The organism is Streptomyces sp. NPDC050617 (assembly GCF_040654795.1).
Taxonomy (GTDB): domain Bacteria; phylum Actinomycetota; class Actinomycetes; order Streptomycetales; family Streptomycetaceae; genus Streptomyces.
Window position 1 is genome coordinate 42,230 of record NZ_JBFAIS010000014.1, and the last position, 26,715, is coordinate 68,944.

The 26,715-nt window shown below is 73.9% G+C and carries 27 protein-coding genes; 12 read left to right on the forward strand and 15 right to left on the reverse strand.

What is annotated here, in order from left to right; translation table 11 throughout:
- Positions 1 to 121: 121 nt before the first annotated feature.
- Positions 122 to 655, forward strand: a complete 534-nt coding sequence (locus AB0I49_RS19670) for a GNAT family N-acetyltransferase (RefSeq protein ID WP_363228269.1) — start codon at positions 122 to 124, stop codon at positions 653 to 655.
- Here AB0I49_RS19670 and AB0I49_RS19675 read toward each other — a convergent pair.
- Complete coding sequence (locus tag AB0I49_RS19675; protein WP_363228270.1) at positions 636 to 2,057, reverse strand: MFS transporter; 1,422 nt, start codon at positions 2,055 to 2,057, stop codon at positions 636 to 638. The genes AB0I49_RS19670 and AB0I49_RS19675 overlap by 20 nt on opposite strands.
- 77 nt (positions 2,058 to 2,134) lie before the next feature.
- Positions 2,135 to 2,812 carry a class I SAM-dependent methyltransferase gene (locus tag AB0I49_RS19680; protein WP_363228271.1) on the reverse strand — a complete coding sequence of 226 codons (678 nt, stop codon included), beginning with the start codon at positions 2,810 to 2,812 and terminating at the stop codon, positions 2,135 to 2,137.
- 216 nt (positions 2,813 to 3,028) lie between these two features.
- On the opposite strand from AB0I49_RS19680, the gene AB0I49_RS19685 reads away from it, so the two are divergent.
- Complete coding sequence (locus AB0I49_RS19685) at positions 3,029 to 3,811, forward strand: MBL fold metallo-hydrolase (protein WP_363228272.1); 783 nt, start codon at positions 3,029 to 3,031, stop codon at positions 3,809 to 3,811.
- Positions 3,812 to 3,819: 8 nt separating this feature from the next.
- Positions 3,820 to 4,434 carry a DedA family protein gene (locus AB0I49_RS19690; protein WP_363228414.1) on the forward strand — a complete coding sequence of 205 codons (615 nt, stop codon included), beginning with the start codon at positions 3,820 to 3,822 and terminating at the stop codon, positions 4,432 to 4,434.
- 186 nt (positions 4,435 to 4,620) lie between these two features.
- Here the strand turns inward: AB0I49_RS19690 and AB0I49_RS19695 are convergent, their stop codons facing one another.
- Both AB0I49_RS19695 and AB0I49_RS19700 read right to left on the reverse strand, forming a co-directional pair.
- Positions 4,621 to 5,817, reverse strand: a complete 1,197-nt coding sequence (locus AB0I49_RS19695; protein WP_363228415.1) for an aminotransferase class I/II-fold pyridoxal phosphate-dependent enzyme — start codon at positions 5,815 to 5,817, stop codon at positions 4,621 to 4,623.
- Positions 5,818 to 5,967: 150 nt separating this feature from the next.
- Positions 5,968 to 6,747 carry an ANTAR domain-containing protein gene (locus tag AB0I49_RS19700; protein ID WP_363228273.1) on the reverse strand — a complete coding sequence of 260 codons (780 nt, stop codon included), beginning with the start codon at positions 6,745 to 6,747 and terminating at the stop codon, positions 5,968 to 5,970.
- 173 nt (positions 6,748 to 6,920) lie between these two features.
- On the opposite strand from AB0I49_RS19700, the gene AB0I49_RS19705 reads away from it, so the two are divergent.
- Positions 6,921 to 8,135: a PAS domain-containing protein gene (locus AB0I49_RS19705; RefSeq protein WP_363228274.1), complete on the forward strand. Its 1,215-nt coding sequence runs from the start codon at positions 6,921 to 6,923 to the stop codon at positions 8,133 to 8,135.
- Positions 8,136 to 8,184: 49 nt separating this feature from the next.
- Here AB0I49_RS19705 and AB0I49_RS19710 read toward each other — a convergent pair whose 3' ends face one another.
- The gene (locus AB0I49_RS19710; protein WP_363228275.1) at positions 8,185 to 8,988 is read right to left on the reverse strand and encodes a SigB/SigF/SigG family RNA polymerase sigma factor; all 804 of its coding nucleotides are present in this window, start codon (positions 8,986 to 8,988) and stop codon (positions 8,185 to 8,187) included.
- 299 nt (positions 8,989 to 9,287) lie between these two features.
- Between AB0I49_RS19710 and AB0I49_RS19715 the strand changes: the two genes are divergently transcribed.
- Complete coding sequence (locus AB0I49_RS19715) at positions 9,288 to 9,830, forward strand: type 1 glutamine amidotransferase domain-containing protein (protein ID WP_363228276.1); 543 nt, start codon at positions 9,288 to 9,290, stop codon at positions 9,828 to 9,830.
- 73 nt (positions 9,831 to 9,903) lie between these two features.
- On the opposite strand, the gene AB0I49_RS19720 is transcribed toward AB0I49_RS19715, so the two are convergent.
- Positions 9,904 to 10,488, reverse strand: coding sequence for a TIGR03086 family metal-binding protein (locus AB0I49_RS19720; protein ID WP_363228277.1), 585 nt, complete (start codon positions 10,486 to 10,488; stop codon positions 9,904 to 9,906).
- Positions 10,489 to 10,681: 193 nt separating this feature from the next.
- On the opposite strand from AB0I49_RS19720, the gene AB0I49_RS19725 reads away from it, so the two are divergent.
- From AB0I49_RS19725 to AB0I49_RS19740, 4 genes are all read left to right on the forward strand, one after another.
- Complete coding sequence (locus AB0I49_RS19725) at positions 10,682 to 11,122, forward strand: CBS domain-containing protein (protein ID WP_363228278.1); 441 nt, start codon at positions 10,682 to 10,684, stop codon at positions 11,120 to 11,122.
- 91 nt (positions 11,123 to 11,213) lie between these two features.
- A complete protein-coding gene (locus AB0I49_RS19730; protein WP_363228279.1) occupies positions 11,214 to 12,680 on the forward strand; it encodes a phosphatase PAP2 family protein in 1,467 nt (488 codons plus the stop codon).
- A gap of 126 nt (positions 12,681 to 12,806) precedes the next feature.
- The gene (locus tag AB0I49_RS19735) at positions 12,807 to 13,616 is read left to right on the forward strand and encodes a class I SAM-dependent methyltransferase (protein WP_363228280.1); all 810 of its coding nucleotides are present in this window, start codon (positions 12,807 to 12,809) and stop codon (positions 13,614 to 13,616) included.
- Between the two features lie 24 nt (positions 13,617 to 13,640).
- The gene (locus AB0I49_RS19740; protein ID WP_363228281.1) at positions 13,641 to 13,997 is read left to right on the forward strand and encodes a VOC family protein; all 357 of its coding nucleotides are present in this window, start codon (positions 13,641 to 13,643) and stop codon (positions 13,995 to 13,997) included.
- Positions 13,998 to 14,009: 12 nt separating this feature from the next.
- Here AB0I49_RS19740 and AB0I49_RS19745 read toward each other — a convergent pair whose 3' ends face one another.
- Together AB0I49_RS19745 and AB0I49_RS19750 are read right to left on the reverse strand one after the other, a co-directional pair.
- Entirely contained in the window at positions 14,010 to 15,170 is a 1,161-nt protein-coding gene (locus AB0I49_RS19745) for a sulfite oxidase (protein ID WP_363228282.1), read from the reverse strand.
- 144 nt (positions 15,171 to 15,314) lie between these two features.
- Entirely contained in the window at positions 15,315 to 17,339 is a 2,025-nt protein-coding gene (locus AB0I49_RS19750; RefSeq protein ID WP_363228283.1) for a DUF5107 domain-containing protein, read from the reverse strand.
- A 198-nt stretch (positions 17,340 to 17,537) separates the two neighbouring features.
- On the opposite strand from AB0I49_RS19750, the gene AB0I49_RS19755 reads away from it, so the two are divergent.
- Together AB0I49_RS19755 and fes are read left to right on the forward strand one after the other, a co-directional pair.
- Positions 17,538 to 17,873, forward strand: a complete 336-nt coding sequence (locus AB0I49_RS19755) for a DUF6204 family protein (RefSeq protein WP_363228284.1) — start codon at positions 17,538 to 17,540, stop codon at positions 17,871 to 17,873.
- Positions 17,874 to 17,947: 74 nt separating this feature from the next.
- Complete coding sequence (gene fes, locus AB0I49_RS19760; protein WP_363228285.1) at positions 17,948 to 19,201, forward strand: enterochelin esterase; 1,254 nt, start codon at positions 17,948 to 17,950, stop codon at positions 19,199 to 19,201.
- A 323-nt stretch (positions 19,202 to 19,524) separates the two neighbouring features.
- Here the strand turns inward: fes and AB0I49_RS19765 are convergent, their stop codons facing one another.
- The 5 genes from AB0I49_RS19765 to AB0I49_RS19785 form a co-directional block, all read right to left on the reverse strand.
- A complete protein-coding gene (locus AB0I49_RS19765; RefSeq protein WP_363228286.1) occupies positions 19,525 to 20,067 on the reverse strand; it encodes a GNAT family protein in 543 nt (180 codons plus the stop codon).
- 25 nt (positions 20,068 to 20,092) lie between these two features.
- Positions 20,093 to 21,487 carry a CoA transferase gene (locus AB0I49_RS19770; RefSeq protein WP_363228287.1) on the reverse strand — a complete coding sequence of 465 codons (1,395 nt, stop codon included), beginning with the start codon at positions 21,485 to 21,487 and terminating at the stop codon, positions 20,093 to 20,095.
- Between the two features lie 82 nt (positions 21,488 to 21,569).
- Complete coding sequence (locus AB0I49_RS19775) at positions 21,570 to 22,007, reverse strand: hypothetical protein (RefSeq protein WP_363228288.1); 438 nt, start codon at positions 22,005 to 22,007, stop codon at positions 21,570 to 21,572.
- Positions 22,007 to 22,963, reverse strand: coding sequence for a fatty acid desaturase (locus AB0I49_RS19780; RefSeq protein ID WP_363228289.1), 957 nt, complete (start codon positions 22,961 to 22,963; stop codon positions 22,007 to 22,009). Before AB0I49_RS19780 ends, AB0I49_RS19775 begins: the two co-directional genes overlap by 1 nt.
- Positions 22,960 to 23,928 carry an iron-containing redox enzyme family protein gene (locus tag AB0I49_RS19785; RefSeq protein WP_363228290.1) on the reverse strand — a complete coding sequence of 323 codons (969 nt, stop codon included), beginning with the start codon at positions 23,926 to 23,928 and terminating at the stop codon, positions 22,960 to 22,962. The genes AB0I49_RS19780 and AB0I49_RS19785 overlap by 4 nt, the downstream gene beginning before the upstream one ends.
- A 429-nt stretch (positions 23,929 to 24,357) precedes the next feature.
- Between AB0I49_RS19785 and AB0I49_RS19790 the strand changes: the two genes are divergently transcribed.
- Entirely contained in the window at positions 24,358 to 24,948 is a 591-nt protein-coding gene (locus tag AB0I49_RS19790) for a pyridoxamine 5'-phosphate oxidase family protein (RefSeq protein WP_363228291.1), read from the forward strand.
- Between the two features lie 7 nt (positions 24,949 to 24,955).
- On the opposite strand, the gene AB0I49_RS19795 is transcribed toward AB0I49_RS19790, so the two are convergent.
- Together AB0I49_RS19795 and AB0I49_RS19800 are read right to left on the reverse strand one after the other, a co-directional pair.
- The gene (locus tag AB0I49_RS19795) at positions 24,956 to 25,876 is read right to left on the reverse strand and encodes a LysR family transcriptional regulator (protein ID WP_363228292.1); all 921 of its coding nucleotides are present in this window, start codon (positions 25,874 to 25,876) and stop codon (positions 24,956 to 24,958) included.
- 30 nt (positions 25,877 to 25,906) lie between these two features.
- A complete protein-coding gene (locus AB0I49_RS19800; RefSeq protein WP_363228293.1) occupies positions 25,907 to 26,626 on the reverse strand; it encodes a cyclase family protein in 720 nt (239 codons plus the stop codon).
- Positions 26,627 to 26,715: the final 89 nt, after the last annotated feature.

Genomic DNA, 26,715 nt, shown 5'->3' on the forward strand with positions numbered 1-26,715 from the left:
GCCCGCATCGCGCACGCGGACTTCCTTTACAGCGTGTCATAGCGCCGGACGGAGCGGCGGCGGGCGGTCGGGGCGCGCATCGGCTGGCATCGCGGCGCGCGCGCCGGGCAGGATGAGCGCCGTGACTGAGATCCTTACCCCCCGACTTCTGCTCCGCCGCTGGCACGAGGACGACCTCGGCCCGATGGCCGAGATCAACGCCGATCCGCAGGTCATGCGGTGGATCGGGGACGGTTCGGTCCGGGACCGGGCGGAGACGGCCGAGGCCGTGGAGCGGTGGGAGGAGGAGTGGGACGACGAGGGCTTCGGGCTGTTCGCCGTCGAGCTGCTGGCCTCCGGGGAGCTGGCCGGGTTCGTGGGGCTGTCCGTTCCGTCGTTCCTGCCGGAGGTGGAGCACGAGGTCGAGATCGGGTGGCGGCTGGGCCGGCAGTTCTGGGGACAGGGGTACGCGTCGGAGGGGGCGCAGGCCACTTTGGAGTTCGCCCTCCAGGACCGGGGGCTGGACCGGGTGATCAGCATTCACCGTGAGGGCAACACCGCGTCCGGGAACGTCATGCGCAAGCTCGGCATGGAGCTGGAGCGCGAGACGACGCACCCGGTCTACGGCTTCCCGCTGCTGGTGCACGCCATCGATCTCAGCCAGTACTCGGGGTGACGCGGGGCCTGCGCCCCGGCATCAGGGTGGCGGCCCCGGCGGCCGCGAGCGCCGCGATGACGCCCGCCAGGAGGAAGGCGAGGCCGTAGCCGTGTCCGCCGGTGCGGGTGTTGGCGACGGCGGAGAAGCCGGCGATGCCCAGCGCCGTGCTGACCTGGCGGACCGTGTTGAGCAGCCCGGACGCGAGGCCGGTCATGGCGGGGTCCACGCCGCCGGTGGCGGCGACCGTGATGGGGGTGAAGGCGAGGCCCGCACCGAGGCCGAAGAGCGCGACGGGCAGCACGACGGAGGGGAAGAACGCGGTGTGCGGGCCGAGCCGGGAGAGCAGCAGGAACCCGGCCGACACCAGGACGAGGCCGGTGAAGGCCGTGCGGCGGGGGCCCCAGCGCGGGGTGAGCCGCCCGGCGAACTGGGCGCCGATCATCACCGCGAAGGCCGCGGGCAGGAAGCCGAGCCCGGCGCGGAGCGGCGAGAAGTGCTGGACGTTCTGGAGGTAGAGCGAGATCAGCACGGGGCTGGCGAGATAGCCGAGGCCCAGGCCGAACATGACCGCGTTGGCGCTGCTCACGGAGGGGTGGGTGAAGATCCGCAGCGGTACGAGCGGGCTGCGCGCCCATTTGTGCTGGCTGATGAGGAAGAGGGCGAGCAGCACCGCGGCTGCCCCGAGGAACCAGCCGCCCCGGGCCGCTCCCCCGTCGCCGCCGAAGCAGACCACGCCGTAGACGAGCGCGACGAGGCCGCTGGTGACCAGCAGCGCGCCGGTGATGTCGAGGGGCTGCCGGGCGGCGTCGGTGCGGGCCCGGCGGGCGAGGGCGAGCGCGGCGAGGACGAGGACGACGGCGCCGATGGGCACGTTCACCAGGAAGACCCAGCGCCAGCCGAGGGTGTCGGTCAGCACCCCGCCGCACAGGGTGCCGGCGGCGGCCCCCACCGCGCCGACCATGGACCACAGTCCGAGGGCCCGCGCCCGGCGCTGCGGTTCGGCGTACGCCTGGTGGACGATGGTGAGGGTGGTCGGCATGAGCAGCGCCCCGCCGATCCCCTGGACGGCGCGGGCGGCGACGAGCCAGCCGGCGCCGCCGGCCACTCCGCATCCGACGCTGGCGGCGGTGAAGACGCCGAGGCCGGTGAGGTACATGGCGCGGGTGCCGAAGAGGTCGGCGAGCCGGCCGCCGAGGAGCAGGAAGCCGGCGAAGGCGAGGGTGTAGGCGGTGACGACCCAGCCGATGGAGGAGGCCGAGAATCCGAGGTCGCGGGCGATGGGCGGCAGGGCGACGGAGATGATCGTCGCGTCGAGGACGACGAGGAACTGCGCCCCGCAGGCCAGGATCATCAACAGCCATGGCCTGACGGCCCGTTCGCGTTCGGCCGCCGGGATTCCGGTCGCCGCGGTCACTGACATGCCCACCCCTTCCGATGCAAGGTTAGGCTAACCTAACTTCGCCACGGAGGGAACATCTCCCGGCCCGTACGGGGCCCTCAGCCCCACCCGGCCAGCACCGCGAAGCCGTACCGCTTGTAGAAGCAGTCCGCGCCGTCGAAGCCCGCCTCCGCGAGCCACGCCAGATGGTCGGCGACCGGGGCGGGCGCGCCGCGCACCAGCTCCTCGCGCACCGCGTCGATCTCCGCGCCGCTCGCGCCCCGGTCCGCCGCCTCGCGCAGCCACACCTCGCCGTACAGCGCGTCCAGCATCGGATCGGGCCCGGCGACCTGCTCCGCGTTGACGAACACGCCGCCCGGCGCGAGGACCTCCCGGACCCGCCCGTACAGCCGCCGCTGGTCGGGGCGGGGCAGCTGGTGGATGGCGAGGGCGGAGACCACGATGTCGAACGGGCCGGGCGGCAGCGCCTCCCGCAGGTCCCGCACGTGCGGGGTGTGCCCCACCGCGAACAGGTCGAGCGCGGGCCGGGCCGCCGCCAGCATCTGCTCGGAGGAGTCGACGAGGTCGAAGGTGGCCTCGGGCAGCACCGAGGCCAGGCCGCAGGCGAACAGGCCGGTACCGGCGCCGAGGTCGAGCACGCGCGGCGCGGGCCGCTCGCCCGCCGCCGCCAGCTCGACGGCGACCTCGTAGAAGGCGTTGAGGTGCGGTACGAGCCGGGGGCGGGCGCTGTCATAGCCCTCCGCGCTCCACACCGCCAGGCGCGAGACGTCCACCACTGCGAAATGCCCACCAATCGAACCGCTGTTCCGTCAACTCGGCACACCTTACTTCCTGTTCGGCGCGGTCGCCGAGGGCTTTCTTGCGGTGGACGCGGGAGGCGGCGGGAGGAATTCGCGCGCGAACCGGACTGAACTACGCTCAACCGGAACGCGAACACCGAGAAACACCGAGAAACACCTACGAACACCGACGGACAGGACGGGAGGCAGCGGGTGCCGGTCGAGATCACCTGGTGGGGTCATGCCACCACGACGGTGGAGGACTCCGGGGTGCGGGTGCTGACCGACCCCCTCTTCGCCCGCCGCCTCGCGCATCTGCGCCGCCGCCGGGGGCCGGTGCCGCCGCCCGCCGCGGCGGTCGCGGACCTCGCGCTCGTCTCCCACCTGCACGCCGACCACCTGCACCCGGCCTCGCTGCGGCGGCTCGCGCCCGGCACCCGGCTCGTGGTGCCGCGCGGCGCGGGCCGCGCCGTGCCGGGGCTGCGGAGGGCGGCGGCGGAGCGGGGGCTGCGGGTCACCGAGGTGACGGCGGGCGACGAGGTCCGGGTGCGGGACGTCGTCGTACGGGCGGTGCCGGCCGCGCACGACGGCCGCCGGCTGCCGTACGGGCCGCACCGGGCGCCCGCGCTCGGCTATGTGGTGCGCGGCGAGGCGGCCACGTACTTCGCGGGCGACACCGGGCTCTTCGACGGGATGCCGGAGGCGGTGGGGGCGGTGGACGTGGCGCTGCTCCCGGTCGGCGGCTGGGGGCCGTTCCTGGGCCGCGACCATCTCGACGCGGGCCGGGCGGCGCTCGCGCTGGGCCGCCTCGCGGCGCGCGACGCGGTGCCGGTGCACTACGGCACGTACTGGCCGATCGGCATGGACGCGGTGCGCCCGCACGAATTCCACGCGCCGGGCGACGACTTCGTACGGCACGCGGCCCGGCTCGCGCCGCGCGCCGCCGTGCACCGGCTCGGGCACGGCGAGAGCGTACGGCTGGGGGCCGACGGGTGAACGGCCGCATGGCCCTGGCGGAACTGGCGCGCCAGGTGCCGCCGGAGTCGACGCAGCAGGCGGTGGGGTACCCGTCGCTGTTCCTGCTGGTGTTCCTGGGCTCCCTGGTGCCGGTGGTTCCTACGGGGGCCGTGGTCAGCTCCGCCGCCGTGGTGGCCATCCACCAGACCGACCCCTTCGCCCTGCTGGTGGTCTTCGGCGTCGCGTCCTTCGGCGCGTTCCTCGGCGACATCGCCCTCTACTGGCTCGGCCGGCGCGGCGTCCGCTCCCGCAACGGCTCCCGCTGGCTGGAGCGCCTGCGCGACCGCGCCGCCCCGGAGCGCCTCGCCCAGGCCCGGACGAAACTGGACGAGCACGGCGTCGCCGTGCTCGTCCTCTCCCGCCTGATGCCGGCCGGTCGCATCCCGGTGATGCTGGCCTGCCTCCTCTCCCGCATGCCGATGCGCCGCTTCATCCGCGGCGACATCCCCGCCTGCCTGGCCTGGGCCGCCACGTACCAGCTGATCGGCATCCTCGGGGGCTCCCTCTTCCCCCGCCCATGGGAGGGCGTGGCGACGGCGGTCGGCCTGACGCTGCTGGTCAGCGCGGCGCCGACGGTCTGGCGGCGGGTGCGGCAGCGGTGACGGCGGCGGGGGCGGCGCCGCGTGCGGGCGGCGGCCGGCTCGGGCGGCCGCCGGCAGCCGGGCGCCGACAGCTCCGCGAGGCGACGATGGTCGCGGCCGCGCGCGACACGGCTGCGGTGGCGGCGCGGCATGGAGACGGCGGCCGGGCACGGGCACGGCGTCACTCAGGCGGCGAGCAGGCGGGCCTCAGCCCCCCGCCAGCTCCCCCAGCACCGCGCCGAAGGCGGCCAGGGCCCGTGCGACGTCCGGTGATTGCAGGGGTGCGGCGGCGTCGAGGGCTCGTTGCCGGGCCGCGTCGTCGGGGAGCAGGGCCAGGGGGGAGAAGCGGACGCGCAGCGCGTCGGGGGTGTCGGCGAAGCGGTGGGCGCCGGGGGTGAGGCTGCCGAGGCGGGCGCTGAGGTGGTCCTCCAGCTCGACGGAGTCCGTGATGCCGCGGGCGGCGAGCGCGGAGCGCAGCTCGCCGAGGTCGGCGTAGAGGAACGGCCCGGCCTGCGGCGGCCGGCAGAGGGCGCCCGCGAGGGTGAGGCGGCCGTACGCGGCGGTGGCCAGGGCCCCGAAGAGCCGGGCGGCGGCGGCCGTCCGGGCCCGTACCGGCTCCGGCTCGTCGAGCGCGTGCGCGGCCGCCGCGGCGACCGGGGGCGCGAACTGCGCCCGTACGGCCGCGCAGGTGGAGAGCGTACGGGCGCGCAGGGCCCGGCCGTACGCGGTGTCCGGGAGGCGGGCGAGGGCGGCCGGCCAGGCGGCGGGGGCGAGGCAGCCGGCGAGGTCGGTGAGGACGACGGTGTGGTCGGGGCGCATCTCGGCGGGGCCGACGACCATGGTGCCGTGGGCGTCGTAGCGGGTGTCCCGCCAGGTCTCGTCGCTGATGATCAGCAGTTCCTCGGCCTCGGCCGCCTCGCACACCTCGTGCAGCGTCTCGGGCGGCACGAGCGTCCCGGTGGGGTCGTCGGCGACGGACAGCACCAGGGCGCGCGGCCTGCCGCCCTCGCCGCGGATCCGCCGTACGGTCTCCAGCAGCGCGAACGGGTCGGGCACGCCGCCGCACTCGGCCGGCACCGGGACGTGGTACGAGGCCCCGCCCGCGAGGCGTGCCACCGGCGTGTACCAGGCCGCGCAGGGGCGGGTCAGCAGCACGTCGCCGCCGACGGAGGCGAGCAGCGCGAGCAGCAGGGGCTGGGCGCCGGGCGCCGCGACCAGCTGTCCCTCATCGGTCCACAGGCCGCGCCGCGCGAAGTACCCGCAGCCGGCGGCGCGCAGCGCGGGCCCTCCCCCGGCGGGCTCCGGCCCGGCCCGGCCGGCCGCCGCCGCGAGCTGCTCGGCGAGCTCCGCGAGGACGGGCAGCCCGCACTCGGGCGGGGCGGGGGCCGGGGCGATGGGCTGCATCCGGACCTCCGGCTGCGAGTAGGGGGCGGGCCGTCGGCGCAGTGCGGTCCCTTCCACCTTCCCAGACCCCGCGGATACGGGCGCGGGGTCAACCGCGACCGGAGGAAACGCCCAGGTCAGGGCAGCCGGTGCTGGGGGGCGACGCGCCCCTCAGGACCCCGCCGGGCGCGCCCCGGCCTCGGGGGCGGCGGCATCGGCGGCAGCCGGACCGGCCTCGCGGCGGAGTTTGCGCAGTTCGCCCTCCAGGCCGTGGCCGCGGGTGCGTACGACGACCTCGGCGAGGTCGGCGAGCTTGCGGTTGGCGCGCTGGGAGTGGCGGCGCAGCAGGTCGAAGGCTTCCTCCGCGTCGCAGCCGAGGACGTACATGGCGATGCCGCAGGCCTGGTCGACGACCGGGCGGCGGCGCAGCGCCGTGTCGAGCTGGTCGACCTCGGCGAGGGCGCGGCGGTAGCGGCGGTCGCGGACGAAGTTGGTGAGGGCGAGGTCGCCGAGCATTTCGGTGGCCTCGTGGGCCTCCTGCGGCAGCGGGCCGGGGCGGAAGCCGTAGACGCTGAGGGTGACCGTGAGTGCGTCGCGGCTGAAGACGAGGGTGGCGCTGGAGCGTACGCCGACGTCGAGGGCGCGGGCCCGGAAGGCGGGCCAGCGGCGGTCGTGGAGGAGGTCGTCGGCGGCGGCCTCCCGGCCGGAGTCGAGCGCGGCCGGGATGGGGCCCTCGCCCGTCTCCAACTGGGCTGTCACCAGGGTCGACAGGTCGGGGTGGGTGGCGGCCGTGGACGCGTCCTCGGAGCCGTCGGCGACGGCGGTGACGGTGGCGCCGCAGCTGTCGGGGGCGCACCACGCGGCCTGTTCGGCGAGGTGGGCGAGGCCGCGGTCCAGGGACTCCGCGCCGTATTCGGATGCGCCGGCGACCTGCGCGATTGAGGTGCTCATACGGTCCGGCATGGGGTGGCTCAGTCCCTTCGCGTTCGATTCGTTGCTCCCGTGCCCTAACTGTCCCGCTGCCCGCCCGGCCCGTCCGGGAAACAAACGGAGGGCGACGGCCGGCGGACAACAGGCCGGATCTGCTGGGCTGGCCGTCACCTGACCGGGCTAACGTGTGCCCCATGACCGGGGCTGAGGAATTCGGTGCGGAACTGGCGGACTTCCGCAGCCGCGTCGACGAACTGCGCACCGCGCGGGCGCTGCCCGCGCAGGAGCGGCTGTCCGCGCTGGACGCCGCACTGTTCGAATTGGAGCACGCGGCGGACGTCCTGTGGCCGCGCTACGAGGAGCTGGCCGCGGCGGCGCGCGGCAGCACGGAGGGCGTGCGCGGGCAGAGCGGGCAGGAGCAGCAGCTGCTGCGGGCGCTGTTCCAGCGGATGCCGATGGCGGTGGCGCTGCTCGACCGGGAGACGGTCGTGCGGCGGCTCAACTTCGCGGCGACCCAGCTGTTCGGGATGCGGGCGGGGTTCGCGACGGGCCGGCGGCTGACGGGTTCGCTGCGGCACGACGGCCGGGCGGCGCTGCGCGGTCAGGTCGCGGCCGTCGCGCGCGGCGAGGGGGCGCGCAGCCTGCTGGTGCACCTGCCCGGCGGCCGTGCGGGCGCGGCCCTGCGGGTGACGCTGACGGCGCTGCGGCCGCCGGGCGAGCTGCGGAACGCGGTGCTGGCCGTCTTCCAGCCCGCCGCCGACGGCGAGCGCACGGTCCCCGCGCCGGCCGTCGCGAAAGCCGCGCGCACCGCGGCCCAGGCCTCCGCGACCGGCCCGTACCTGGCGGAAGTGACCCGCCACGCCGAGCTGCTGGACCTCCTCGACGCGATGGCGACGGCGCTGCTGGAGCGGGGGGCGAGCGGCCCGGCCGAGGTGCTGGAGCGGGTGGCGCGGGTGCTGCACGGCCGGTTCGCGGACTGGGTGGTGGGCGACCTCAACGACGGCGGCACGCTGCGCCGGGTCGTGGTGCTGGGGCCTTCCCAGGCGGACGGGCTCCGCGCGGCGGTGGCCGAGGGAAACCCGGCCGACTGCCCGCTGGTGGTCGAGGCGACGGCCGCCGGGACGTCGGCGCTCCAGGTGCGGCCGGACGATCCGGAGCTCTTCGGCCGCGACCGGGAGGGGGCCGCGCTGCTCGTACGGGCGGAGGTCACCTCGCTGGTGTGCGTACCGCTGCGGCCCGACCCGACGGCGCCGGTACGGGGCGCGCTGACGCTGCTGCGCTCGGGCGCGCGGCCCGCGTTCGAGATGGCGGAGGCAGGGGTGGTGGACCGGATATCCCGGCATGTGGCGCTGGCGGTCGCGGCCGTCGAGCCGGCTCGGGGCCGCGACGCCGCGGAGGCCGCCTCCTGACGCCGCCTCGCCTCCCGCCTGTCCCGTGGCCCTCGCGGGCCCCGTGGATTCACGCGGCCTCCTGGAGCACCTGGCGGCGCAGCCGGTTGCAGGTGCGGCTGATCAGCCGGGACACGTGCATCTGGGAGATGCCGAGCTGGTCGGCGATCCGGCTCTGCGTCATGTCGCAGAAGAACCGCATGTAGAGGATGTCCCGCTCGCGCTCGGGCAGGGCGCGCAGCTTGGGCTTGAGGGACTCGCGGTCCACGACGAGGTCGAAGCCGTGCTCGGGCGAGCGGAGGGTGTCGGCGAGGGAGTAGCCGTCCTCGGCGCCCGGCAGTTCGGCGTCCAGGGAGAGGGTGGTGAAGCTCTCCATCGCCTCCAGGCCGACCAGCACCTCCTCCTCGGTGAGGCCGGTGTGGTTCGCGAGGGCGGCGACGCTGGGGCCGCGGCCGTCGAGCGAGCGGGTCAGCTCGTGGCTGGCGGCGCGCACGCGGTTGCGGAGGTTCTGCACCCGGCGCGGGACGTGCAGGCCCCACATGTGGTCGCGGAAGTGCCGCTTGACCTCGCCGACGATGGTGGGCACCGCGAAGCTCTCGAAGGCGGTGCCGCGGTCCGGGTCGTACCGCTTGACGGCCTTCACCAGGCCCAGCAGCGCCACTTGCCGAAGGTCCTCGACGGACTCGCCGCGGTTGCGGAACTGCCGTGCCAGACGCTCGGCCATCGGGATCCAGGCGCGGACGACGCGCTGCTGGAGCTCCTCCTTCTCGGGGCCGTCGGGCATGGCGACGATGCGGCGGAAGTCGTCCATGGTGTCGGGGGCGTCGTCATGGGGGTGACGGCGGTGCGTGCGTACCGTGATCGCGGTGGCCATTGCTGGTCTCCTCAGCGGTGGGTGGTGGTAGCACCGCGGGAGCCGGCTGCGCGAGGCGGACAGAGCACGCCTGGAGCGATGATCCGCTCCCACGGGCGTGCCTCCAGTCCGAAGCACATGTATTCGGGTGCCCCGCCGCTCGGGGTCCAAACGGGGTTTTCCTCTCCGTCTCGGCGGACACCCGTGACCGCGGGGCGGCGCCGGCCGTCGGGTGTCGGGATGGCCCCGCCTCGCCTACGTTCGTAGGAGATCCACCGTGCGCGGGGAACCGCGCGCACCGTGTCAAGGGAGTGAGCATCATGCGCATCGCGTTTCTGGTGGCGCCCGAAGGCGTCGAGCAGATCGAGCTGACCGACCCCTGGCAGGCCGTGCTCGACACGGGCGGCACGCCCGAGCTGGTGTCGACGGAGTCCGGCCGCATCCAGGCGTTCGACCATCTCGACAAGGCGGACACGTTCGCCGTGGACCGGACCCTGGACGAGGCGAAGGTGGCGGACTACGACGGGCTGGTGCTGCCGGGCGGCGTGGCCAACCCCGACGCGCTGCGGATGGACGCGCGGGCCGTCGCGTTCACGAAGGGATTCTTCGACGCGGGGAAGCCGGTCGCGGCGATCTGCCACGCGCCGTGGACGCTGGTCGAGGCCGATGTGGTGCGCGGCCGGACCCTCACCTCGTGGCCGAGCCTGGCGACCGACATCCGCAACGCGGGCGGCACCTGGGTGGACGAGCAGGTCAAGGTGTGCACCGGCGGTCCCAACACGCTGATCACCAGCCGCAAGCCGGATGACCTCAAGGCGTTCCGCGAGGCGTTCACGCGGGAGTTCGACAAGTCGGGCGGCTGACGCCGACCGTCCGCGGGTGTCCGTACGGGCCGTCGGAACGGCCCGTACGGAGCCCTGTGCGGATCAGGGCCGATCAGGGCCGGCGGCCCAGCAGGCACAGGAGCTTGGTCTGCGGGTCGGAGCCGGGCGGCGGCTCCACCGGCTCCGCGAAGTAGCCGGTCTTGGACAGGTCGGCGGCGTGCGGCGCCACTTGGCGGGCCGCGAAGGAGACGAGCTCGCCCGGCAGCCGCTCGTCGCCGCCGATGGCGCGTGCCAGGTCCCAGGAGTGCACCACGGCGTCGGTGGTCATCTCCGCGCAGTAGTCGGCGGCCGAGCTGTCGCCGTAGGACAGATGGACCGTGCGCTCCAGGGCGTTCGGCTCCGAGAACGCCGCACGGGCCGCCGACGCGGCCCGTACCCAGGTCGTCGCCGGGTCGTCGCCCAGTTGGTCGCCGTCGAACGCGTCGCCCCGCGCGTCGGTGGACGAGCCCTCGCGGACCAGCGACGGCACCCAGAGCTGTTCGACGGTGAGGTGGTTGACGAGGTCGCGTACGGTCCACTCGGCGCACGGCGTCGGCGCGTCCCACTGATCGGGCCGCACGGCGCCCAGCCGCTCGGTGAACAGGTCCAGGGCCTCGGCGTGCCGGGTGAGCAGCGGGTTGTGCTGTGCATCAGCCATGCCGCCATTGTCCCCGCGCGGCCCGGCGGCTGCGACCCCGGCGGGCCGTCGCGATCCGCTCGTGTCGATGACGCCGTCTCGGGTACCCGCTCCACGCAATCCGGCTCCGACGTGCTCACCCGCGCGTCGCGGGTACCGCGGCGGGCCGGCACGGAAGGGAACCACCGAGAAACCGATATGAGGTCGAACAGAGATGGCCCAGTTCGTAAAGGACGTCATGACACCGACGATCGCCTCGGTCTCCCCAGACGCCTCACTGGTGGAGGCCGCCCAGCTGATGCGTTCGCAGGGCATCGGCGATGTGCTGATCGCCGAGGGCGGGCGGCTCCTCGGCGTGCTCACCGATCGCGACATCGCCCTGCGCGCCGTCGCCGACGGCGTGGACCCGCTCACGGTCAGCTGCCACTCCGTGTGCACCCGCGAACCGGTGACGGTCGGCCCCGAGGAGGAGGTACGGGCGGCCGTACGCCTGATGCGCGAGCACTCCGTACGGCGGCTGCCGGTCGTCGAGAACGGCCGGCCGCTCGGCGTGATCAGCCTCGGGGACCTCCCACGGGAGCAGGATCCCGGCTCGACGCTGGCCGACATCAGCCGCGCCTCTCCCAACGCCTGGCCGGGCAGCGCGTCGGCCTGAACGCGCGCGAGCGGCCATGAGCACGCGGCGCCGCCCCCGGCCCCTGGTGTCGGTGCCGCATCCCGGCGGTTCGCCGGGGTAGACGTCGCGCATGCGAAATCCGTTGAGTACATGGGACCGCACGGTCTTCCACCAGGTCGCTTCCCGGCACTGGCCGGGCGGTGACCGCGTGCTGCCGGGGCTCTCCCGCAGCGCGAACCACGGCGTGCTGTGGCTGGGCATCGCCGCCGGCGCCGCGGCGCTCGGGGGCCGGCCCGCCCGGCGGGCCGCCGTGCGCGGCGTGGTCTCGCTCGCCGCGGCCTCGGCCACCGTGAACACGCTGGGCAAGCGTTCGGTGGGGCGGCGGCGGCCGCTGCTGGACTCGGTGCCGGTGATACGACAGCTCGCCCGGCAGCCGTTCACCACCTCCTTCCCGTCGGGGCACGCGGCCTCGGCGGTCGCCTTCGCGACCGGCGTCGCGTTCGAGAATCGCTGGTGGGGGCTGGCGCTCGCGCCGCTCGCCGCCTCCGTCTGCTTCTCCCGCGTCTACACCGGCGTCCACTACCCGGGCGATGTGCTGGCGGGCGCCGCGCTCGGCGCCGGCGCGGCCTACGCGGTGCGCGGGTTCGCGCCGACGCGCTCGCAGCTCGCGCCCCCGGCCCGGCCGCAGGCCGACGCCCCCGCGCTGCCGGAGGGCCGCGGGCTGGTCGTGGTCACCAACGCCGGCTCCGGGCAGCGGACGTCGACCCGCCCGGACCGGGCCCAGGAGGTGCGCGACGCGCTCCCCCAGGCGGAGATCGTCGAGTGCTCGGCTGAGGAGGGCGAGTCGCTGGTCAAGACGGTGGACGCGGCGGCGGAACGGGCGCGTGAACTCAGCGGCGCGTTGGGCGTGTTCGGCGGGGACGGCACCGTGAACGCCGCCGCCACCGCCGCCGTCCGGCACGGGCTGCCGCTGGCGGTGCTGCCGGGCGGCACGCGCAACCACTTCGCGTACGACCTCGGCATCGAGACGGTCGCCGACGCGTGCCGGGCGGTGAGCCGCGGCGAGGCGATGGCGGTGGACCTGGCGCGGTTCGGGGACGGGGAGTACTTCCTCAACACCTTCTCCATCGGGGCCTATCCGGAGCTGGTGCGGGTGCGTGAGCGCTGGGCGCCGCGGATCGGGGCCTGGCCTGCGGGGGTGCTGGCGGCGGTGCACGTGCTGCGCACGGCGACCCCGATCGAGGTGGCGGTGAACGGGCGGCGGCGCTCGCTGTGGCTGCTGTTCGTCGGCAACTGCACCTACCGCGGCCTGGGGCTGGCCCCGGTGCGGCGGCACGATCTCGCGGACGGGGTGCTGGACGTACGGGCGGTGTACGGCGGCCGGCTGGCCCGTACGCGGCTGCTGACGGCGGCGCTGACGGGGGCGTTGAAGCACTCGCCGGTGCTCGGCTCGGCGCGGGAGCGGCAGCTGCGGATCGGCGGGGTGCGGCGCGGCACGCATCTGGCCTTCGACGGGGAGGTCATGCCGTGCCCGGAGCGGCTGACGCTGGAGAAGGAGAACGAGGCGCTGGTGGTGTACCGGCTGGTGGAGGAGTGACGGGCGGGCGAGGGGCGCGCCCCTCGCCGTCGACCGCACCGACCGCATGATGAGACGCCCCTCTCGCGATTCGAGATCCGTGGGTACGGTGACGGGCATCGCTTCACGCAGGTCGAGGAGGACGTCATGCCGCAGGAGACCGCCGTCTACACCCACGGGCACCACGAGTCGGTGCTCCGCTCGCACACCTGGCGCACCGCCGCCAACTCCGCGGCCTACCTGCTCGGTTCCCTCACGCCGGACATGCGGATCCTGGACGTCGGCTGCGGCCCCGGCACCATCACCGCGGACCTCGCGGAGCTGGTGCCGCAGGGCCGCGTCACGGGGCTGGAGGCCGCGGCCGGGGTGCTGGAGCAGGCGCGCGACACGGTGCGCGAACGCGGCCTGGACAACGTCGACTTCGCGGTCGGCGACGTGCACGAACTGGACTTCCCCGACGACTCCTTCTCCGTGGTCCACGCCCACCAGGTGCTCCAGCACGTCGGGGACCCGGTGCGGGCGCTGGCCGAAATGCGGCGGGTCTGCGAACCGGGCGGGATCGTGGCCGTACGGGACGCCGACTACGCCGCCATGACCTGGTATCCGCAGCCGCCGGCCCTCGACCGGTGGCTGGACCTCTACCGGCGGGTGGCCCGCGCCAACGGCGGCGAGCCGGACGCGGGCCGGCGGCTGCTGTCCTGGGCGCGGCAGGCGGGGCTCGCCGGCGTCACGGCGTCGGCGTCGGTCTGGTGCTATGCCACGGCCGAGGAGATCGCGTGGTGGAGCGGGCTGTGGGCGGACCGCACCGTCGCCTCCTCGTACGCGCGGGTCGCGGTGGAGGGCGGGCACGCCACGGAGGAGGAGCTGGCCGAGGTCTCCGAGGCGTGGCGCGAGTGGGGCCGGCAGCCGGACGCCTGGTTCGGGGTGCTGAACGGCGAGCTCCTCTGCCGCGTGTGATCTTCCCCAACTAGGCTGTTCCGTATGGACATTATGGGGACCTCGCTGCGGGTGTGCGTGAACGATCTGGATGCCGCGATCGGTGTGTATGAACGGCTCACGGGGGTCGAGGCGCAGCGCTTCCAGCGCGGCGCCGTCTCGGTCGCGGCCGTCGGCTGCTTCTTCCTGATGAGCGGCCCGGAGGCGGAGCTGTCGATCCTCCGGAAGATCACCGCGACGATCGCGGTGGCGGACGTGGACGTCGCGGTCGACGACCTGCGGGCAGTGGGCGCGCAGGTCATCGCGGGGCCGGTGCCGTCGCCCATCGGCCGCAATCTGGTGGCCCGCCACCCGGACGGCTCGATCTTCGAGTACGTCGACCGCAAACCGGCCGCGGCCTGAGCCGGGGGAAGATCAGGGTCGGACGACGGTCACCGGACATCGCACGACCGCGTCGAAGAAATAGCCCTGGGTGTTGGGCACGGACCGGTCGGGCTGGGTGCGGCCCGCCGTGTCCGTGGCCCGCGCGAGGAGTTCGGCGGGGCCCGTCCCGCGGGGCCGCCACTGGGTCTCCCAGCGCACCCAGCCGTTCCCGCACGGCTCGTCGCGCAGCCGCGCGGCGCTCCAGTGCGCGCCGCCGTCCGTGCTGACGTCCACCCGCGCCACTCCCCCGCCGCCCGACCAGGAGCGCCCGGTGAGCCGGTGCGTGACGCCGGCGGACAGGGCCGCCCCGGCGTCGATCTCCCAGGCGCTGCGGACGGGCAGTACGGTCATCGGCGCGCCGCCGGGCGGGTGGTCCGGCCCGAAGAGGCGGTAGAACTCGGTGGTCCACGGGGAGCTGAGCGGCCGGGTGGAGACCTCGATGTCGCCGACCCATTTGGTGGAGGCCACGCCCACCCAGGACGGGGCGATGATCCGGACCGGGTAGCCGTGGTCGTACGGGAGGGGTTCGCCGTTCATCTCGTAGGCGAGGATCACGTCGTCGAGCGCCTTGGCCACGGGCATCGGGCGGCGCACCCGGCCGTAGTCGACGCCGTCGTAGACGTAGGGGTCGTCCAGGCCGCGCGGCATGACGTCGACGGCCTCGGGCCGGATCCCGGCGAGGCGCAGGACGTCCGCGAGCCGGGCGCCGCGCCAGCGGGCCGCGCCGACCGCGCCGAGCGTCCAGGGGGTGCCGGTGACGTCGTCGCCCTGCTGGCTGGTGAAGTAGCTGCGGCCGTTGCCGGCGCATTCGAGGCAGGCGGCGCGGGTCACGGCGGGCAGGGCCAGCAGCTGGGCGTAGCCGAAGCGGACGGGCCCGCCGCGCAGCCCGTCGCCCCAGACCGTGAGCCGCCAGTCCGCGGCGGACAGCCGGGGCGTCGTGGTGTGGTTGCGTACGAAGAACCGGTCGTTGGGGGTGTGGTAGCCGGTGTGGCGCAGGGCGGCGGGCAGGGTCTCGGCGTTGGTGCCGCGGACGTTGAAGAGGCCGGGCGGCAGCGGTTTGTGGATGCCGCTGCCGGCGGCGACCGCGGGCCGGAGCCGACCGCGCCGCCGGGCGCTGTCGTCGGGGCGCTGCGGGCGGGGGTGCGCGGGCATGGCCGGTACTCCTGACGACGGGACACATGCCGGTATCGGCACGCGAGGGACGGATACCTGACGGACATATGGAGCGTCCGTGAGGATATTTCCCGGCCCCGTGCCCGATAAAGCACCTTCTGCGCCATCGTCGGAGCGCTCCCGTCACATGGGCCGCATCCGGAAGTCGTAGTCCTCCGGCAGCGGGTGCTCGGCCCGCGCCCGCTCGCGGACCTCGTCGGTGACCGGCCCGCCGCCCGCGACGAGGTGCTCGGCGATGGCGTACCAGGTGTCGCCGAGCACCTCGTCGCCCTCGCGCAGATCGTCCACCTCGAAGCCCCGGTCGAAGATCTCCCGTGCGGCGGGCGCGTCCCCGCGGGCCAGCAGGACGCGGGCGGCGAGCAGCCGGAAACGGCCGCGGTCGCGGGTGGCGCGGGGCAGCGCGTCGAGCACCTCCGCCGCGTCCCGCGGACGGCCGCCGGCGAGCAGCGCGGTGGCCGCCTCCTGGCCGAGCGCGGCGAGCGCGGCCCGCTGCTCGGCGCCGTCGCAGCAGCGGTCGCCGGCGTCCCGGAACGCTTGGAGCCAGCGTTCGGCGGCCCGTTCCGGATGGCCGCACTCCTGGTCGGCGACGGCCAGGCAGCGCAGCGACGGCCAGTGGTCCCCGGCCGACCGCTCCCAGCTGCGGACGGCCTGGGAGCGGTCGCCGGCGTGCCACTGGGCGACGCCGAGGTGGTAGCGGACCTCCGGGGTGGGCCGCGCCGCCTCCAGGTGCTCGCGCCAGTGCGGGCCGACGAGCGAGGGGCCCGGCGGCAGGTGCCGGGGGTGCGGCGGCAGTCCGCCGGTGCGCAGCAGTTCCAGCCAGGGGGCCTGCTGCGGGCCGAGCGTCGCGGCGTCGAAGGGGGTGCCGGGCAGCCGGTAGCCGCCGCGTTCGGTTTCGAGCGCGCCCCAGCCGGAGCCGGCGGCCAGGCTCTCCTTGGGTTCGGTGTCGGCGTACGGCAGCCAGGCGGCGTACGCGGCGTCCACCTCCGCGCGCGGCAGGGCGGCTTCGAGCCGGTGCTCGGCCTCGGCGCGCGCCGCCGCCCAGTCGTCGCCGTGGGTCGCGGCGGGGTCGGCGGCCAGCGGCCCGTACGCCTCCAGCCAGCTGAACTCGCCGCCGGGCGCCAGCGGTACGTGCTCCAGCTGGGTGCGGGCGAGGCCCGCCTGGATCTCGGCGTAGCCGCCGGCGCCGGGCTCGGTCAGCCATCGCTGCCAGCGGCGTCCGCCGGCGCCCGCGCCCCAGCGGAAGAGTTTGCGGCCGCGCAGCGCGGCGGTCGAGGTCTGGACGAGGCCGCGGCCCTGCCCGTCGAGCGCGGCGATCCAGGGGCGCGCGCCGTCCGCGATGTCGTGGAAGAAGTCGGCGGGGTACTCGCCGCGCAGCGGGTAGGTGCAGTCGGCGTCCGCGGGGCCGGGTACGGGGACGCGGCGCAGGGATCTGTCGTAGCCGAAGTGCCAGGCGGCGTCGGCGGGGGCGAGGACGCGGGTGCGCGCGTCCTCGGGGACGGCGGTGTTGGACCACCAGTAGACGGGGGCGGTGCGTTCGCCGGGGTTGCGGACGCGGACCCCCGCGTACAGGAACTCGGCGCCTTCGGGGAGCCAGAGGTCGATCTGGAAGACGAGGTCGCGCATGCGCTCCCACTCCCACAGCCGCAGCATCTCGCCGCCGTCGGGGGCGGGGACGCGGGCGGCGTGCAGCGGGGCGGTGCACAGCGGGCCGTGGCCGGTGGCGCCGATGTTCCATTCGACGCCGCCGGAGAACCAGGCGCCGTTGAGCGCGAAGTCGGCGGGCTGGAGGACCGGGTTGGTGTAGAGGAGCTCGCGTCCGGTGGGCTTGTGGTGCAGGGAGTGGACGCGGCCGCCGAGTCCGGGCAGGACGGTGGCGCGCAGCCGGTCGTTCTCGATGACGAGGGCGTCGAGGTCGGCGGGGGCGCGGCGGCGGGTGTAGCCGTCGCGCAGCCGGACCGGCAGGACGGAGCGTAGCGGCGCGTAGCCGCTCTGCAGGGCCATGTCGGCGGGGAGGGCGGCGCGCTGCCGGGCGTCGAGCCGGTGCGCGTCGCCGTGCGGGCCGCGCGGCAGCAGGGCGGGCAGCGGGTTCTCGGGCCCGAGCGGTGCGGCGGGCAGGGTCAGGACGGCACGTCGGATGGTCGTGGCCACGGCAACCTCGCTCCTCGTCTGGCTTCACCTCGCGGTGACGCTCCGGCACGCCGTGCCCGGCGGCCCCCGATGACCATGGAACACGCTCGCGGCCCCGGTGAACAGGGCCGCCCCCGGTCAGGGTTGCGCAAAGTGCGCTGGTTAGCCTGGAGGACGACCGCGAGATCGATGAGGCCAGGACCCGAGGGGCGGGAAACGGTGGCGACGGAACACACCTACCGGGTGACGGTGCGGGGGCGGTTCGACCACCTGGACCGCGAGGCGCGGGAGCGGCTGCTGGCCGAGGCGGGCGCGCATACGTCGCCGCAGTGGCGGTTCACCGAGAACGGGACATTGCGGTACGGGCCGGACCTGACGTCCTTCGCCTTCCGCTACCTGGTCACCGCCGACTCCGAGGAGGGCGACGGCCTGGCGTCGCTGCTCGCGGAGGAGCGGGCGGTCCAGACGCTGGACGAGGCCGGTTACGGCTACGCGGAGCTGCGCTGCGAGGCCACGGACATGGACGTGAAGAAGGCGGGCCGCGAAGGGCGGTGAGGCCGCCGGGGCTGCCGGAGCGCATTGGGTAAGGTGAACCTAACTCGTTCGCCCCGCCCTCGGAGGTCGTGTTCATGCCGGTGTCCGCCCCGCCGACCGGTACGGCCAAGCGCCCGCCGCCCATCCCCCGGCCCGCGCCCGTGGAGCGCGTGAGCAGCCCGCTGATCGACTCGCTCGGGCCGCGCCCGGACGTGGCCGGATTCTGGCGCTCGCTGCCGGGCACGCCGGTGATCGAGCCGGACCCGGCGGGCTCGGCGGACCACGCGGTGGTCACCTTCCTGTGGCGCGGCTCCGACGCGACGCGCGCCGTGCTGGTGCTGCCGAACAAGGTCGCCGACCCGCGCGCGCTGGAGCGCAACCTCATGGGCCGGGCGCCGGGCACCGACATCTGGCACTGGTCGGTGCGGATGCGCCGCGACTGGCGGGCCACGTACACGCTCTGCGTGGACGAGGGGCAGGGGGCGGCGGGGCTCGACGGCGCCGAGCACCGCGCCTGGCTGCGCGGCCAGGGCCGCCGCGACCCCCTCAACCCCCGCTCGTTCCCGCCCCGGTGGGGCGGCGAGCCGGTGTCCGTGGTCGAACTCCCCGACGCGCCCGCCCAGTCGGACTGGCTGCCGCGCCCCGGCGTCCCGGCCGGCACGGTGTCCGCCCATACGTTCGCGAGCGGTGTCCTCGGCAACGAGCGGCGGGTACGGGCGTACGCGCCGCCCGGCGAGGGCCACCGCGACCTGCCCGTGCTCGTCCTCTTCGACGGCGAGATGTGGCAGCCGAACCTGGGTGTCGCGACGCTGCTCGACAACCTGATCGCGGACGGCCGGATTCCGCCGCTGGTCGCGCTGTTCCCGGAGTCCCTGGGCAGCGACGCCCGCTGGGCGGAGCTGACCTGCAACGACGACTTCGTGGGCTTCCTCGCCGACGAGCTGCTGCCGTGGGCCGGGGCCCGCTGGCCGCTGACGGCCGACCCGGCCCGTACGGTCCTGGCCGGCCAGAGCCTCGGCGGCCTGATGGCGGCGCACGCCGCAGTCCGCGCCCCGCACCGCTTCGGCAACGCCCTGGCCCAGTCCGGTTCCTTCTGGTGGCCGAACGGCCCCGACGCCGAGTGGCTGACGCGCGTCATAGCGACCGCGGAGAAGGAGAAGCACCCGGTCCGCTTCCACCTCTCGGCCGGCGAGCAGGAGTGGGTGCTCCTCCCCGCCAACCGCCGCCTGCGCGACGCCCTGCGGGCAGGCGGCCACGACGTCCGCTACCGCGAATTCAACGGCGGCCACGACTACCTGTGCTGGCGCACAGAACTGGCGGAAGGCTTGATGCACCTACTCGGAACCTGACCGCCGACGCCCCTCAGCGACACCTGACGCCCCAAAGGGGCGCGAGGAACTGCGCGCCCAGCCGAGACACACCCGCAGGTCACAGCGACACCTGACGCTCCCAGGGGCGCGAGGAACTGCGCGCCCAGCCACGACGCACCCGCAGGGGTCAGCAACACCTGACGCCTCCAGGGGCGCGGGGAACTGCGCGATCGACCGAGACGCACCCGCTGAGGTCAGCGATACCTGGTGCCCCAAAGGGGCGCGGGGAACTGCGCGACGAGCCACGACGCACCCGCGGCCGACGGACCGGCCCGCCGTCCGCGAGGACCATGGCCGAGCGCTCAGCGCACCGGCATGTCGCTGGTGATCGCCCAGCGCTCATGGTCCCGCCACGCCCCGTCGATGAACAGGAAGTCCGGCGAGAACCCCTCCAGCCGGAAGCCGTGCCGCTTCACGAGCGCCAGCGAGAGCTCATTGCCCGGCTGAATATTGGCTTCGAGGCGGTGCAGGCCGAGCGGCCCGAAGGCGTGGCGCAGTACGAGCCCCATGCCCTCGGTCATATAGCCGCGCCCCGCGCTGGGCGCGAACGCGCCGTAACCCACGGCCCCGCACTGGAAGAGGCCGTGGACGATGTTGTTGATGTTGAGGAACCCGGCGGGTTCGCCCGTCTTCCGCTCGCAGATCAGGAAGCCCGCGCGGTCCGGGACGTCGAGCCGGTCGGCGTACGTCTCCCACGCCTCGTCCGTGGTGGGCAGCGCCAGCCACGGATGGTGCAGCCCGACGCTGGCCCGCGCCAGGGCCGTGAACCGCTCCCCGTCACCGCGCTCGATGAAGCGGATGCCCACGCGGGGGCCGGTCGCGAGATACGCGTCGTCTTCAGGCATCGGACCATCCTAGGAAGGCGCCCGATCACCGCCAAGCGGGTTTGTCGGCGCCCCACAGTCCCGGCGGCGAGGGGAAGTCGCGGGGGCCGCCGTCGAAGGAGACGGGCGGCAGCGCGTACCGCATATGCCCCAGCGGGCCGTCGGCCTCGGCGAGCCAGGGCGTGGGACCGTACGCGCCGGCCGGCTCCCCGGTGTCCGCCTTCACGCCGTTCACCAGCCAGGACGCCGTCTGGGCGAGCGCGAGGCGGGCCACGTACGAGCCGCCCGACGCCTGCCGGAGGGTGGCCGCGCGCAGCACGGCGGCGGCGAGCAGATAGCCCGTACCGTGGTCGAGCGCCTGGGCGGGCAGCGCGCCGGGGTGGCCGTCGCGGTCCGCCTCGATGGCGGCGATGCCGCTCGCGGCCTGCACGAGGGAGTCGAAGCCGCGCCGCTCACCCCACGGTCCGTACGGGCCCCAGGCGCTGAGCTGGGCGACGATCAGGCCGGGGCGGCGCTCGGCGAGCGCTTCGGGCGCCAGGCCGTGCCGGTCGAGCGCGCCGGGCCGGTAGCCGGTGACGACGACGTCGGCGGTGGCGAGCAGTTCCTCGAAGACGGCCCGGTCGGCGGTGTCGCCGAGGTCGAGGACGGCGGACCGCTTGCCGAAGCCGGTGTCGGAGTGGGCGGCCTGGCTCTCCGGGAGCTGCGGGGCGTCGACGCGCAGCACGTCCGCGCCGAGCAGCGCGAGGGTGCGGGTGGCCACGGGGCCGGCGATGACGCGGGTGAGGTCGAGGACGCGCAGCCCCTCGGCGGGCCGGGACGGCGCGGGCGCGAGCGTACGGGCGGCGGCCTCGCCGATCCGGTCGAGGGTGAGCAGGGGGTGGCCGGCGACCGCCCTGCCCTGGGGGTGTTCGGCCCAGTTCAGCGGTCCCCGGACGGCGACGGCGAGGCCGCCCGCCGCGTAGACCGCCTCCTGTACCTGCTCGGCCTCGCGGCCGGCGAGTTCGGCGGCGGCCTGTTCGGCCAGCCGCTCGTCGTCCGCGTCGGCGTCGAGGCCGAGGGCGGCGATCAGCCGGGCGCGGTGGTGCGGGTAGTTGGCGTGGGTGCGCAGCCAGCCGTCGGCGGTGCGCCAGAACCGGGACAGGGGCGCGAAGGTCGAGCCGCCGCGGCCGTCGATCCGCAGGTGGCGCTCGCTGACGAAGGCGGTGGCCACCGCGCCGTCGTCGACCCGGACCGCGGGGAGCGGGCCGCCGCCGCGGGCGGCGGCGAGTTCGGCCGCGGCGAGCGAGGCGACGGCGACGGTCGATCGTGCGAGTTCCCTGACGGGCAGCCGCGCGGGGAGTACGTCGTCGGGGCCCTGGTAGCTGATGGCCGCCGGGAGCGCGGGGTCCCCGCCGAGCGCCGCCCAGGCCTGAGCCGTTCCGTCGATAGATCGTTTCAGCACACATCCAGTGTGGCACTCAGTGCCGTCGAACGCGGTGGCGGGCCGGGGCCCGGCCGCCCTCGGCCCGGCCCCGGCCCTGCGCTCAGGCCGTGCACGCGAGGGACTGCGCCTCGCTGACCGCGTGCGTGAACGTGTCCCGGCTGCGGCGTATCTCGGCGGCCAGGGCCCGTCCCACCAGGGCGGTTCCCGGACCGGCGGGGACCTCGATCTCCCGGCTCGACCACCAGGTGCCGCCCGCGGGCTTGTCCTCCCGGAAGGTGACGTGGAAGCGGAGCCGCGTCACGTCGTCCGACACCGCCTCCAGGCGGACGCAGAAGTCCGCTTCGGGCACTTCGATCCGGACGGTGTTCCCGACGCAGGACATCCGTATCGCGTCGGGCACGGCCTCGTCGCACAGCAGGGCGGCGTGGCGCGCGGCGCTGCCCGCGATCGAGACCTTGAGCCTCCGGCCGTCGGACCCTCGACCGCCTGGCCCCCGGTCTCCGGGCCCTCGGTCTCCGGGCCTTCGCTCGCCCGTCATCAGACGCTCCTCTCGGGCTCGGCGCCGGCGGTCCCCTTGCGGTTCTCCCAGGCGACGGCGGCGACTTTGCGGAAGAAGCCGGCGTAGTTCCGCTCGACGTACACGGCCAGCTCCTGGACCTCGGCGTGGCGTTCCCGGAGTCTGTTGATCGGTACGACCATCGCCGCGTGGTGCTCGACATGGAGGTTGTTGCCGTTGGTGAACCAGGTGGTCAGCCAACTGCCGCGGATCGAGCGGGTGTTGCGCAGCACATCCGTGGTGCTGGTCTCGCACAGCAGGTGCTCCGGCAGCTCCACCAGGAAGTGCAGGGGCACGGCGAAGACCAGCGGGAGCACCCACAGCCGCAGGACGGGCCCGCCGAAGCCGAGGGCGGCGGCGACCACGGCGGCGGCCACGACGAGGCCGAACACCCGGTACTCGGCGATGATCTCCTTGCGCCGCCGCTCGGCGATCTGGCCGATGTCGTAGGACCAGTTGCCGGACCAGCTGCGCAGCACGTCGCGCAGGACGGCGCCGATCCGCGGGTAGTCGAGCAGGCCGCGCAGCAGCAGCCCCGAGGTGATCGGTTTGCGGGTGTCGAATCCGAAGAACTCGGAGTCCTGCGGGGTGCCCAGATACCGGTGGTGCTGCAAGTGCCGGACCCGGTAGTGGCTGTAGGAGACCAGCAGCGGAATGCCGAGGGGGATTCCCACCAGCCGGTGGAGTTTGGCGGACCGGAAAGAGGAATGGTGCAGGCACTGGTGCTGGAGTTCCACCATATGGGTGTATACCGCGCCGAGCAGCAGTGCACCGGCCAGCGCGAGGAGCCAATTCGAACTCATTGCGAGATACCCGCAGGCCACGGCGAGGCCGACGGCGAGAACCAGCTTGAAGGTGAAGACCGCCTCGTCCCGGCCCGAGACCCGGCTCTTGCGGAAGAGTAATCCGGGTGAATTCTGCGACGCCGCGGTGGTCATCGACCTGCCCCTCGCTGCGGCAAAGCGCGCATGGCATCCCAGATCCGCCGGTAATAGGCGTTGGCCACGCGGACCCGGGTGGCGACGCCGAGGGAGATCTCCCGCAGGAGTTCCGGGGAACGGCCGACCAGCGGCAGGAAGACGCCCTCGAACCATTCGGCGCCGTGGTCGGCGTCGACATGGACGTGTACGCGCTGGTAGTCGATGACGTCCCCGGGCACGCCGAGCCGGTTGCAGCCGTCGACCATGGCCTGAAAGCGCGGGGAGGCGCTCTGCTCCAGCACCCCCATCGCCCCGAGCGCACGGGGGTTGAGGTGGCGGTGGATGCCGTACATCAGGAGCATGCTGGCGTTCTCGAAGGCTTCGGGGCAGAACAGCGCCTCGCGGCCGATGCCGGCCTCGGCCAGCTGTTTGCGCATATAGACGGCGGAGTGCTCGAACATGCGGGTGTGGACGTGGTCGAGTTCCCCCTCCCCCATTTCGTCCCAGTAGTTCTCGGCGATGGTGAGCTTGGTCTTCCCCTCCGTGCCGATCTGCACCATGGCCATGAGGTCGTCGAATTTGCTGTCGACGAGCTCCTCTCCCATGAAGAAGAGCGCCATCTCCTCCAGGCTCGCCTCATGGGCCAGGTAGTCGCAGAATTCCGGCTGCGTGTGCTGTGCCGCGACTTCCAGGAACCAGTCGTGGAAGGCCGCGCCGGTCTCGGGCAGCGTCGCGGTGTCGACCTGCGCGTCCTCCCACGCCAGCCAGGCGTTCTCGATCTCGACGATCTCGTGGTCCGCGTTGAGCCGCGGGATGGCGGCGAAATCCTCGGGGCCGCCCATGTAGGCCACGTAGTAGGCGTGCAGCCGGCTCAGCAGGGCCTCCCGCGCCACCGGGTCGGGTGCGCCGTGCCGCGGAAATGCCCTGCTGATCTGCTCGGTGTGCGAGGAGGCGGGCGCCGTCCCCACGGCGGTGAATGTCACGATGCGTTCCCTCTCTGCCGGAGCGAATTTGCCGCGGCGGAGGCCGTGGGTTTGCGCCCAGCACGGCTCCGCATGGCATGAATCGCGTGGTCACGGCCCCGGACCGAGCCGTGTGGAAGAACTGGTAGAGATCCTTCCGCTGCTCGCCGAGGAAGATCCGAACACATCAGAAGATGAGAATGATCCACTAGCCGCGATCATGGGCGGCGGTCGCGGCCCAGCCTGCCGATGCGGCGTATTCGTGGGGTGAATCAATCATTCCGCTTGATGCGGCGGCTGCGCGTGTCACGCACCGCTGACATAAGCCATCATCCCGAGAGATTGAACAATCATTGCGGGACGGCCGGAGCGGCGGAACGATTCCCGTGTCAGCGGGCCCAGGCGGAACGATTTCCGCGCCGGCACGCACAACGGACAGGGGAGGCATTGATGACGGAACGGCCCTTCTACCGCGAAGGGGCGTTGCGCATGCAGGAAACCCTGCGTACGCGACGGCTCGCGGACCACATCGCCGGAAAATATGTGACCGATTATCTGGACGAGACCGCGGCCGCGATGCTGCGACGGGCGGACTGCTTCTACTTGGCGACGGCCGACGCCGACGGTTACCCCGACTGCTCCTACAAGGGCGGCCTGCCCGGATTCGTCCAGGTACCCCATCCCGGACTGCTCCGCTTTCCCAGCTACGACGGAAACGGCATGTTCCGGAGCCTGGGCAACATTCTCGACAACCCCCGGATCGGCATGCTCTTCATCGACTACGACAAGCCGATCAAACTGCGCGTGAACGGCACGGCCGACGTATCGACGGACAGCGGGCTGCTCGCCTCGTTCCCGGAGGCGGACGCCGTGGTCGAGGTGCGGGTGCGGCAGGTATTCGAGAATTGCCCCCGTTACCTGCACGACGTGCGCGTGGGGCAGTACTCGGACCATGTCCCCCGCCCCCACCACGCCCCGCCGGACCCGGACTGGAAACTCAAGGACGAGTACCAGGGCCTGGTGCGCCTGCGGAATTCGTGACAGGTCCTCAGCTGCTGTGCGCGAGGGCCGAGGTGCGCGAGTACGCGCGCTTGAGGCGCTGCCGCAGGATGAGAAACCAACTCGTCACCGCGGCCGACGACTTGGCCACCAGCACGATGGTCCGCGCCGGGGCCGGAATGCCGGCGACGTCCACCGACCGGGTCAGCCCGTCCCGCCGCACCAGCGCCGAGGACGGGACGTAGACGATGGCTCGCAGGGCCACGGCCATCTCCTGCGCCAGCGCCCAGTCGTCGGTGCGGCCGACCGTCCGGGTCAGGATGCCGTGGCGCGCGAAGTGCGAGGTGACGAGGCGGTCGCAGTCCGAGCCGACGCGCGGCAGCACCCAGGGGTAGGCGGACAGCGAGTCCGAGCCCGAACGGACCGCGGAGGACAGCAGTTTCGGCGGGCCGACGAGCACGAAGGACTCGTGCCGCAGCGGCACCGTGCGGAAGCGCACGTCCTCCGGTTCGGTCGCCTCCTGTATGGAGATCGCGGCGTCCAGGCTGCCGGCCTGCACGAGGTCGCGCCCCTCGTGCGGGCTCGTCTCATACAGTTCGAGGCTGAACGGGAGGCCGCTCCCGACTCCGAGAGCCGGGAGCACGCAGTTGCCCATCGCCGAGGGGAAGGCGCCGAGTCTCACGCACGGTTTGCCGCGCGGCGGCGTCGCCCCGTGCTCCTGGTGCTCCGAGACGGACGTCTCCCACAGATCGGCGATCTTCGAGGCGACCTGGGCGATCACCGAACCGCTGTCCGTCAGCCGGATGCCGCGCCCCTCAGGCTCCACCAGCGGAAACCCGCACTCCGAGCTCAGCGCCTTGATCTGCTGGGACACCGCGGACGGGGATAAGTGCAATGCCTTGGCCGCGGCATGGATTCCGCCGTGGCAGCGTACGGAATCCAACGTCCTGAGCTGCTGAAGGTTGGCCATTGCCCCGCTCTCGTCAGGGGCCCGACGACGTCAGGCCCATCGGGAGTATCCAAGGAAGGCGCGCACGGGGAAGGTGCCGAGGCCGGCGACCTTGATGGGAACGGCGGTGAATCTTCCACCCTGCTCCGGTACGAGGGAGAGGTTGGTGAGGTGCTCGACCAGCGGGATGCCCGCGCCGAGCAGTTCCGTGTGCGCCGGACGTTCGCGTATGTGTGTGGCGTCGATGTTGAGGGAGTCGATTCCCACCAGCGCCGGGTCGGCCTCGGCGAGCAGCGCCGCGGCCTCGGCGGACAGGTGGGGGTGCTCGCCGTTCTCGTAGGTGTCCGTGGCCCAGTGCCGCGACCAGCCGGTCCTGATCAGCACGGCCCGGCCGCGCAGGTCGGCCTCGGCGAAGCACTCCGGCCCGATGGTCTGCTTGTCCGTCTCGACCAGGGTGACGGGCACGCCGGCGACGCGGGCCAGGTCCAGGGCGGTGAGGTCATAGCCGTCCGCGAAGCGGTGGAAGGGGACGTCCATGTAGGTGCCGGTCTGGCCGACCATACAGATCTTGCCCAGGTGGAACTCGGTCCCCGGGTCGTACATCTCGCGCGACTGCTCGCGGGAGATGTGGTCCGTGAGCACCGGCTGCGGCATCCCCGGATAGGCCGTCGCGCCGGAGACGATCTCGTGGCTGAGGTCCACGAACACGTCCGCGGCGCCGGCGTGGCGGAAGGACCCCTGCGAGCGGGACGGAGGGGAGCTGTTCACCATGAAGGGTCCACCTTCTCTTCTATGGAGTGGGCAATGATCGTTGGAGGGTCTGGCGCCGTACAAGGACGCCCGTCGTGTTTTGGCCACCC

Bases quoted from the DNA above. Each gene is read 5' to 3' on its own strand.
- AB0I49_RS19710 (WP_363228275.1), bottom strand. From the start codon at position 8,988: ATGGCCACCGCGATCACGGTACGCACGCACCGCCGTCACCCCCATGAC.
- AB0I49_RS19735 (WP_363228280.1), top strand. From the start codon at position 12,807: ATGCCGCAGGAGACCGCCGTCTACACCCACGGGCACCACGAGTCGGTG.
- AB0I49_RS19695 (WP_363228415.1), bottom strand. From the start codon at position 5,817: ATGCAGCCCATCGCCCCGGCCCCCGCCCCGCCCGAGTGCGGGCTGCCC.
- AB0I49_RS19740 (WP_363228281.1), top strand. From the start codon at position 13,641: ATGGACATTATGGGGACCTCGCTGCGGGTGTGCGTGAACGATCTGGAT.
- AB0I49_RS19765 (WP_363228286.1), bottom strand. From the start codon at position 20,067: ATGCCTGAAGACGACGCGTATCTCGCGACCGGCCCCCGCGTGGGCATC.
- AB0I49_RS19790 (WP_363228291.1), top strand. From the start codon at position 24,358: ATGACGGAACGGCCCTTCTACCGCGAAGGGGCGTTGCGCATGCAGGAA.
- fes (WP_363228285.1), top strand. From the start codon at position 17,948: ATGCCGGTGTCCGCCCCGCCGACCGGTACGGCCAAGCGCCCGCCGCCC.
- AB0I49_RS19720 (WP_363228277.1), bottom strand. From the start codon at position 10,488: ATGGCTGATGCACAGCACAACCCGCTGCTCACCCGGCACGCCGAGGCC.
- AB0I49_RS19730 (WP_363228279.1), top strand. From the start codon at position 11,214: ATGCGAAATCCGTTGAGTACATGGGACCGCACGGTCTTCCACCAGGTC.
- AB0I49_RS19705 (WP_363228274.1), top strand. From the start codon at position 6,921: ATGACCGGGGCTGAGGAATTCGGTGCGGAACTGGCGGACTTCCGCAGC.
- AB0I49_RS19675 (WP_363228270.1), bottom strand. From the start codon at position 2,057: ATGTCAGTGACCGCGGCGACCGGAATCCCGGCGGCCGAACGCGAACGG.
- AB0I49_RS19745 (WP_363228282.1), bottom strand. From the start codon at position 15,170: ATGCCCGCGCACCCCCGCCCGCAGCGCCCCGACGACAGCGCCCGGCGG.
- AB0I49_RS19715 (WP_363228276.1), top strand. From the start codon at position 9,288: ATGCGCATCGCGTTTCTGGTGGCGCCCGAAGGCGTCGAGCAGATCGAG.
- AB0I49_RS19795 (WP_363228292.1), bottom strand. From the start codon at position 25,876: ATGGCCAACCTTCAGCAGCTCAGGACGTTGGATTCCGTACGCTGCCAC.
- AB0I49_RS19775 (WP_363228288.1), bottom strand. From the start codon at position 22,007: ATGACGGGCGAGCGAAGGCCCGGAGACCGAGGGCCCGGAGACCGGGGG.
- AB0I49_RS19780 (WP_363228289.1), bottom strand. From the start codon at position 22,963: ATGACCACCGCGGCGTCGCAGAATTCACCCGGATTACTCTTCCGCAAG.
- AB0I49_RS19690 (WP_363228414.1), top strand. From the start codon at position 3,820: ATGGCCCTGGCGGAACTGGCGCGCCAGGTGCCGCCGGAGTCGACGCAG.
- AB0I49_RS19700 (WP_363228273.1), bottom strand. From the start codon at position 6,747: ATGAGCACCTCAATCGCGCAGGTCGCCGGCGCATCCGAATACGGCGCG.
- AB0I49_RS19800 (WP_363228293.1), bottom strand. From the start codon at position 26,626: ATGGTGAACAGCTCCCCTCCGTCCCGCTCGCAGGGGTCCTTCCGCCAC.
- AB0I49_RS19725 (WP_363228278.1), top strand. From the start codon at position 10,682: ATGGCCCAGTTCGTAAAGGACGTCATGACACCGACGATCGCCTCGGTC.